The 8,442-nt window shown below is 74.9% G+C and carries 6 protein-coding genes; 3 read left to right on the top strand and 3 right to left on the bottom strand.

The features are described 5' to 3' along the window. Both M4J07_RS44925 and M4J07_RS44930 read left to right on the top strand, forming a co-directional pair. Positions 1–1,958, top strand: a 1,958-nt coding sequence (locus M4J07_RS44925) for a LuxR family transcriptional regulator (protein WP_255982603.1), incomplete at its 5' end; no start/stop codon positions are given. Between the two features lie 100 nt (positions 1,959–2,058). Further along, entirely contained in the window at positions 2,059–3,252 is a 1,194-nt protein-coding gene (locus M4J07_RS44930) for a hypothetical protein (protein ID WP_255982605.1), read from the top strand. Between the two features lie 31 nt (positions 3,253–3,283). Here M4J07_RS44930 and M4J07_RS44935 read toward each other — a convergent pair whose 3' ends face one another. Next, on the bottom strand, positions 3,284–3,793 hold the full coding sequence (locus M4J07_RS44935) for a MarR family winged helix-turn-helix transcriptional regulator (protein WP_255982607.1): 510 nt from the start codon (positions 3,791–3,793) through the stop codon (positions 3,284–3,286). Positions 3,794–3,916: 123 nt separating this feature from the next. Here M4J07_RS44935 and M4J07_RS44940 point away from each other — a divergent pair, with 123 nt between their 5' ends. After that, positions 3,917–5,368 (top strand): MFS transporter, encoded by a 1,452-nt coding sequence (locus M4J07_RS44940; RefSeq protein WP_255982609.1) that lies wholly within the window; start codon positions 3,917–3,919, stop codon positions 5,366–5,368. 197 nt (positions 5,369–5,565) lie between these two features. Here M4J07_RS44940 and M4J07_RS44945 read toward each other — a convergent pair whose 3' ends face one another. Together M4J07_RS44945 and M4J07_RS44950 are read right to left on the bottom strand one after the other, a co-directional pair. Further along, the gene (locus M4J07_RS44945; RefSeq protein ID WP_255982610.1) at positions 5,566–7,290 is read right to left on the bottom strand and encodes an ankyrin repeat domain-containing protein; all 1,725 of its coding nucleotides are present in this window, start codon (positions 7,288–7,290) and stop codon (positions 5,566–5,568) included. 101 nt (positions 7,291–7,391) lie between these two features. After that, positions 7,392–8,297, bottom strand: a complete 906-nt coding sequence (locus M4J07_RS44950; RefSeq protein ID WP_255982611.1) for a hypothetical protein — start codon at positions 8,295–8,297, stop codon at positions 7,392–7,394. Positions 8,298–8,442 lie beyond the last annotated feature (145 nt).

Consider the following 8,442-nt stretch of genomic DNA (forward strand, 5'->3'; position numbering starts at 1 on the left):
ACGAACCCGCACCCGGCAACGAGCCGACCCCACCCACGGGCCTCGCCCTCCACGCCCTGGAGGCAGCCGCAGCCGCAGGCCTCCTCACGGCCCCGCCGGGCACCGGCACCTTCCGCTTCCCCCACCCCCTCGTACACGCCGCCGCCTACCACCGACTGGGCCCCGCCCGGAGGGCCTCGCTGCACCGCGCCGCGGCGAACGTGACCGACGACCGCGCGGCAGCGCTCCGCCACAGAGCGCTCGCCGCCCCCGGCACCGACGAACTCCTCGCGGCAGAACTGGCCACCGTAGGACGGGAGTTCGCGGCACGCGGAGCCTGGGCCGGAGCCACCCGGCAACTCGCCGACGCCGCCCGTCTCACCGCCCGAAGGACCCTGCGCGAGCGCTACACCCTGGAATCCGTCGAGGCGGGCCTACTGGCCGGCGACGTCCCCGACGTGGCCGAAGCGGCGGCACGCATAGGCGAGTTCGAACCGAGCGCCTGGCGCAGCTACCTGCTCGGCCGGCTCTTCCTCTTCGACATCGGCCGCGCCCGCGCGCTGCTCACGGACGCCTGGCGGCGCTGCGACCCCGGCCGCGACCCCGTACTCGGCGCCAGGATCGCCGCACAGTTCGCCGCCCTGTACGGGAGCACGGCACGCGGCGCGGAGATGGCCGAGTGGGCGGAGCTCGCGTTGCGCCTCGCCCCCGCGGACACCGCCACCGACATGATCCGCTACCTGCGGCTGAGCGGACTCGCCCTCGGGGGCCGCGCGGAGCAGGCGCTCGACGGACTCGGCCCGCTGCCGGACCCTGCCGTGGCCTCGGCGGCCCAACTGGAGGAGCTGCTCGGCCGCGGCACCCTGCGCGAGATCAGGGGCGATCTCACCCGCGCCGTAAGGGACTTGACCGGCGTGCACGCGGCCGCCAGGACCCGCGCCGCGTCCTTCCGCGTCGTCGCGGCCACCGCCCTCGCCTCCGCCGAACACCGCATCGGTGCCTGGGACGACGCACTCGCCCACGCCGACCAGGCCCTGGGCCTCGCCGCCGACACCGACCAGCCGCACATCGCCCTCTACTGCCGGATGATCGCGGCCCAACTCCACAGTGCCCGTGGTGCGTTCGGGCGTGCGGAGGCGCACGCCAGGGTCGTCGCCGAGTACGCCCGCCAGGGCCACACCAACCCCGTCCTGTGGGCGGCGCTCGCCCAGGCGCAGCTGGCCCGTGCCCGCGGCTGCCCCGAGGAGGTGGCCCTCGCCCTGGAGCCGCTGCCCGCTCTCGCCCGCCGCGGCGACATCGAGGAGCCCGGTCTGACGCCGTGGCGGGACGTGCTGGCCGACGCGTGGAGCGCGCTCGGCGAGAGCGAGCGGGCCGCCGAGGCCCTCGCCCCGTACGAGGTGCTCGCCGTGCAGCGCGGCCATCACGGCGCCCTGCTGCGCGCCGCCCGGGCCCGCGGCACCCTGGAGGCGGCCCGTGGCGACACCGCAGCGGCCGACCGCGCCCACCGCGCCGCCCTCAAGCACGCACCGTACGTCGAGGCCCCGTTCGACCGGGCCCTGGCGCATCTCGCGTACGGCGCCTTCCTGCGCCGCACCGGCAAGCGGACCCGCGCCGCCGAGCAGCTCACCCGGGCCAGGGAGCTGCTCGACGGGCTCGGTGCGGGCCCCGATCTGGCGCGTTGCGTACGGGAGTTGGCGGCCTGCGGCCTCGACCCGGCCGGCCCCCGGGAACGTACCGACGGGGGCGCCGCCGCCCTGCTCACCCCGCAGGAACTCGCCGTGGCCCGCCAGGTCACCTCGGGCCTCACCAACCGGCAGGTCGCCCGCGAACTCGTCATCAGCGTCAAGACCGTCGAGTACCACCTCGGCCGGATCTACGCCAAGCTCGGCGTCGACTCCCGCACCCGCCTGGCCACCCGCCTCGACGGCAGCGACCCGCTCCGCTCCGCCCGGTCCGGCGCGGACCGGGGAAACCCCTAGGCCGCACCCCGGGGCGCCCGCCACCCCCGCGTCCTACGGTGCTCTACGTCGTCCGCGCGGACGGCAACGCCACGGGGGAACAGCACGGGGGATTGCACAGATGCCACATCGAACCTTGTCACCGACCTGCGCGGTCACCCGGCCGACGCAGCACACCTCCTACGACTACGACGACCACCACACCCACCACACCCACCATGCCCGCCACGAGACCATCACCACCGTCCCGGACGCCCGGGGCCGGTCCGCCGTCGAGCACGTCGTCCGCGAACTCGCCCTCGCCGCCGACAAGGTGGCCGCGCACTACGCGGATCCCACCAAGTACCCGATGCCCACGGACCGTTCGGCGCCGGAGCAACTGCTCGCCGAGCGGTTCTACGACGTGCCGGACGACCGCAAGAAGAGGGCCGCGGCCACCGTGCTCGCCGAACCGGCGGACGGAGCGGCCCGCGTGGCCCGCCTCGGCGGCCTGGCCCGGGTCGACCTGCGCTCCCGCGCATCGGTGGAGACACAGGTGAGCCGCCTGTCGCTGCCCGCTCAACTGGCCCTTCCCGTAAGGAAGTCGGCCGTCCGGACCGCAGGGTTCCTGCCGGAATCGGTGGGCGCGAGCACCGCCCCGCCGCTGCACCACCTGGAACTCCGCGTGCGGCACGTGGTGTGCCGCGACGAGACCGACGAATGGGGCGCCGACCCGGTCAGGATCGCGGCCGTCTGCGTCGGCCCGGACGGCACCGCGCACCGCACCGACGCCTTGGAGGCCGGCCGGTTCCACAGCGGCGACACCGTCGCCTACGGCCCGCCCAGGCCCCTGCACCGCTTCACCCTCGCCGATCCGGGCGATCCGGGCGATCCAATCGAGGCGGTCGAGGCGGTCGAGGCGGTCGAGGCGGCCGATCGTGAAGTTCCCGGGGGACGTGTGCCGATGGGCCCGGACGCGTACCTGGGGCTGCTCGTCCTGTCCACGCAGGACCCGCGCGACGCGCGCGACGGTGACGCGCTCGTCGATCACGTCGCCCGGCTCCTGTCCCTGGCCCGCCGCAAAGTGGGCGCGCTGCTCGGCCCGGCCGACCCACGGGTGCCGGCCGCCGCGTGCGTGGTCGTCGGCGAACTCTTCGACCGGCTGCGCCGACGCCACGGCGACGACACGTACCGGCCCGTCGCGCTCCGCGCCACGGTGCCCGCCCACACGTCCCGCTGGCCCGACGGCCGCACGGCCTGCGCCGGAACGACCGCCGACTTCCGCGGACACGGCGGTCACTACCAAGTGACGTACGACTGGCGGCTGTCCGCCTGAGACGGCAGTGCCGGGGGAGCGCCGCCGCCCGTCAGCGCGAGAGCCGGGCGGCGGCGTCGCGCTGCAGCTCGGCCGTCGCCGCCAGGAACCGCGTCACCGTCCGCAGCTCCTCGGTGTCGAAGTCCTCGCACACCCTGACCACGTCCCGCGCCCAGTCGTCGAAGAACGCGGTCAGCTCGGAGATCCTGCTCCGGTCCAGTTCGATGACCACGCGCCGCTTGTCCGTGGCGTGCTTGACCCGGCGCACGAAGCCCTTGGCGGCGAGCCGGTCCACCAGACCGGTCACCGAGGCGGGGGCCAGGCCCGTGTGCTCCACGAGTTCCTTCGCGGTGAGCGGGCCGTGCTTCCTGAGCAGGTCGAGCGTCTTGGACTCGGTCGGGTTCAGGCCCTGGGACGCGGCGACGGCCGTGTGGAACATGATCGTCGACGCGCTCTGCTCGCGCCCCGTCTCCATCAGCTCCTTCAGCGCGGCCGCGCGCCCGCCGTCCTCGCCGCTCCCGTCCTCGCCGGTGTTCACTTTCGCGTTCCCGTCCCTGGTCATGGTGCCCAGGCTACCGAATATTTAGTTCGCTCGAACGAAAGACTTGCGATCACGGCGGACCGGATGCAACTCTTTCGTTAGTCCGAACGAAATAAATCCCTTCCCCGGTCACCTGGAGCCGTCATGTCCGCCACGCTCGCACCGCCCTCCGCGCCGGAGGCGTCCGCACACCCCCGCCGCTGGGCCGCGGCCGCCGTGATGATGGTCGCGGCGCTGATGGACCTGCTCGACGTGACGATCGTGAACGTCGCGATCCCGTCCATCGGCCGCGACCTCGGCGCCTCCGAGAGCGCCCTGCAGTGGATCGTCTCCGCCTACCTCCTCGGCTTCGCCGCCGCGCTCATCGTCTCCGGACACCTCGGCGACCGGTTCGGCCGCAAGGGGATGTTCCTCGTCGGCACCGCCGGGTTCGGGATCGCCGGCCTGGCGTGCGGGATCGCCCAGTCGCCCGGCCAGTTGATCGCCGCGCGCGCCGTGCAGGGCGTCATGGCCGCCGTCCTCGTACCGCAGGTTCTGGGCTCCTTCCGCACGCTGTTCCAGGGCAAGGAGCGCGGTGCGGCCTTCGGGATGTACGGGGCCGTCGCCGGGTTCGCCTCCGCGATCGGGCTGCTGCTGGGCGGGGTGCTCACCGACGCGGACCTGTTCGGCTGGGGCTGGCGCTCCGTGTTCCTGGTGAACGTCCCCGTCGCCGTCGCCACCTTCGTCGCCGGAGTCCTCCTGGTGCCCGCCAACCGGGAGCGGTCCGCCCGCCGCCCGGACGTCCTCGGCAGCGTCGTCCTCGCCGCCGGGCTCGTCGCGATCGTGCTGCCGCTCGTCCAGGGGCACAGCACCGGCTGGCCGCTGTGGGGCTGGTTCTGCCTGGCCGCCGGTGTCCTCGCCGTCGTCGGGCTCGGGGTGTTCGAGGCGCGCCGCCACTCCGCGAGCACGGTGCCGCTGCTGCCCGCGAAGGCGTTCCGCCTGCCCGCGTTCTCCGTGGGCGTCGTCATCCAACTGCTCTTCTCCGTCGGCATGCAGGGCTTCTTCCTGGTCTTCGCGATCTGGCTGCAGGGCGGCGAGGGGTACACGCCGATGCAGGCCGGCGTCGTCACCGTCGCGTTCTCCGTCGGAGGGTTCCTGACGGCCCCGGCCGCCGACGCCCTCGCGGTCCGCTTCGGCCGGCTCGTGATCGGCGCGGGTGCGCTGCTGATGGCGGCCGGCTTCGGCGGGGTCTGGTACGCCGTCGAGCAGTCGGGCGCCGCACACACCGGGGCCTGGCCGCTGGTGCCGGGACTGGTCGTCGCGGGTGCGGGTCTCGGCTTCCTCGTCGTACCGCTGGTGAACGTGGTCCTCTCCGCCGTCCCCGCCGAGCTCGCCGGCGGCGCCTCCGGAATCTTCTCCACGGCCCAGCAGTTCGGCGGGGCGCTCGGCGCCGCCGTGATCGGCACGATCTTCTTCGGCAACCTCTCGCAGGGCCTCACCCACGGGCTGACCACCGCGATGCCGTGGGTGACCGCGGGATTCGTCCTCTGCGCGATCCTGTGCGGGGCGCTGCCGCGGACGGCGGTTGCGGGTGCGGTTACCGAGGGCGACGGGTGAGGCGCCTCGTGGCGTGACACCGACCTCTGGCGTGCGGCCGCCTCCGATGCGGCGAACGCCGTGCCACCCGATGCGGAACCCACCTCGCGCACCTCCCGTTCGACGGGGGGTGCGCGTTCGCGTTCGGCTTCTGCTCGACGGGCGCGCGCGTTCGCGATCGCCTTCGGCCTCTACGCGGCGGGGGCGTCCGGTCGTGTTCAACTCCCGCGCGGGAACGTCCACTCCAGCCGGTTCCTGACCCGTACGTCGGTCAGGGCGCGGGCGCCGTCCAGCGCCACGTCACGGGCATAGTCGCCGGGCTGGGCGCAGGCGAGCAGCCGCGCGAGCGCGTCCACGGCGCGTGGGTCCTGCCGGACGGCGAGCCCACGGGCCGCCTCCGCCGCCACGTCGTCCCGGGGATCGCCCAGCAGGGCGGCCAGGGCGGCCCGGATCTGCGGGGTGTCCGCACCGGCCCCGGCGAGTGCGGCCGCGGCCCATGTCCTGACGTCGGGGTCGGTGTCGCGCGTGAGCGTGAGGAGGGCGTTGACGGCGGTGGCGGTGGCGGTGGCGGTGGTGACCGTGACGGTGTCGCCGTCCCCGTCGCGGCTGCCCCGGGTGCCTTCACCGGCCCTCCCGGCCGAACCGGTCCTACCGCCCTCGGCCCCTTTACCGCCGGCCAACCCGTGCAGGGCGAGGGCCACGGCACGCCGGACCTCGGGCTGCGGATGCCCCGCGAACCGGACCACCTCCGGGACGGCGGCGGGATCGTTCGCCTGGCCCAACGCGCCGATGACAGAACGGAGTTCGAGCCAGGCCGGGACGGCGGAGGCGAGTCCCGGAGCGGAGTCCGGAGCGGGGCGGGCGCTCGCGCCCAGACGTGTCGCCGGCCCCACCCCGTCGCCCGTCACAACCGCACCGCTCCCGGCCTCCGCGCCCCGCGCCATCCTCCGCAACGACGGGAACGCCCGTCGGGCGAACGGGTACGACCCGTCCGGACCCGGCAGCCCCAACTGTCCCAGCACATCCGCCGCGAAGGCCCGCCGCAACGGATCCCGGTCCACGCACCACGCCACCGCCGCACGGAACGTCGCGTCGTCGCCGCGCCGCCGCAGCACCGCCATCGCCTCCACCCAGTCGTCGTCGTCCGGGTCCCCGCGGCGCACGGCCCGGTCCGCGAGTTCGCCCGGGGACGTCAGGATCCCCAGCTCGGCCTCCAGGAGCGTGGCGATCGCGGCGTGGCCCGTCTGCTGGTCGTTGCCGCTCGTCGGGCGCCCCGCCTCGTCGAGCAGCTCCACGACCACCGTCACCCCGCCCTCCTCCGGGAACCGCTGCGTCACCGCCTCCCGGTCCGCTCCGCCGACCGCCGACTCGACGAGCCCGGCCCGCAACCACTCGGCCATGTCCACGCCCAGCCACCGCCGCGCCTCCGCCAACGCCTCCGCCCGCCCCGGCGCCCCGTGCTCCAGGAGCGCCCGCACACACCCGGTCGACCCGCGCCGCGCGGCCGCGACCAGCGGCAACTCGCCGCCCGCGCCCGCCAGCCGGGCGTCCGCGCCGCCGTCGAGCAGCGCCCGCACCGTCCGCTCGTGCCCGCGCTGCACCGCCCACGTCAACGCCCGGAACCCGAACTCCTCCACCGCGTCCACCCGCGCCCCCGCCCCGAGCAGCGCCCGGACCACCTCGGCGTGCCCGCCGCACGCCGCCCCGCACAACGGGAGGTCCGTGCCCCCGCTGAGCCGGTCCGGATCGGCCCCGGCCGCCAGCAGCAGCCGTACGATCGCCGGCTCGTCGCCCACGGCCGCCACGTACAGGGCGCTCTGGCCGTCCTCGCCGCACACGTCACCCGGCACCCCGGTGCGCAGCACGCGCACCACCGCGTCCTCGTCACCGCTGTGCACCGCATCGAACAGGCCGGACACACCTGCCTTCAGCTCGTCGTCCATGCCTCGACCCTCACCCCGCGGCCCCCTCGAACGCAACGCAATTGGGACCCGGCGGGGCAAAACCTTCGACGGGGCGGGACGGCGCCACCGCGGCCGGAGACCTACGTGTCGCACTCCAGGACCGTCCGGCACAGCCCGCACCGCGCCCGCACCCGGCCGCGCACCGGAACCCGGATCCGCTGGTGGCACGTCGGGCAGGGGAACGTCACCCGGAGCCCGGACCGGCCCTGCGGCCCCTCCGACGAGAACGCGTACGGGCCCGCCGGAGCAGGGGCCCCGGCGCCGTGGTCCTGCGCGTACCGGCGGTCCTTCGCGTACCGGCGGCGGCCCGCCCAGCCGGCCGCCACCAGCGGCGGCTGCTGCTCGTCGCGTCGCGCCTGCGCGAGGCCCTTCGTGTAGGCGGTGTACGCCTGCGGGCTGGTGAACCACGTCTCCGGCGCCTCGCCGAACACCAGCGACCGCTTCGCCAGCACGTACCCGAACTCCTCCGGCGTCAGATAGCCGAGCTTCTGCGACGACGCCGCGTCCTCCCGGTACGCGTCCAGCAGCAGCCAGCCCGCGCCCAGGTACGTCGCCGCGACGTCGGTCAGGATCTCGTTGTCCCGGGTCCCCGGGAACGACAGGTCCAGCCGGTGCAGATACACGTGCATGATCTCGTGCGCGAGCGCCGCCCCGATGTCCCGCCGGTGCGTGCGGAACCGGTCGTTCAGCTCGATGAAGTACTCCGGCCCCGCGGCCAGTTCGACACTCGCCGCGTGCTGCATCTCCCGGAACCCGATGATCATCCGGGCGTCCGGCAGGTGGTAGTGCCGCACCAGCTCGCGCGCCACCCGCTGCGCCCCCAGGTACAGGTCGTCCTGGTCGCAGAAGGCGACGTCCACCGGCGCGACGCTCGTCGCGAAGGTGTGCACCGTGTCGTAGGAGAGGCGCTTGTACAGCGCGGTGATCGCCGACCGCACGGTCTCCAGATGCGGATAGCCGTGCACCACCGGTCCGCCGTTCGCCACGCGCGCACCCCCTGGGGCCGCCGGGCCGTGTCCCCCCGGGGTCCGCCCCCGGACCCGGCGCCTTCAGAGTACGGCGGCCCGACCCCACCGGGACAGCACGCGCGACCTCGCCCCACCGGTCCCGGGGGGAGTCGGAGGGGAGAGG

This window comes from Streptomyces longispororuber (assembly GCF_024448165.1).
GTDB lineage: Bacteria > Actinomycetota > Actinomycetes > Streptomycetales > Streptomycetaceae > Streptomyces > Streptomyces longispororuber_A.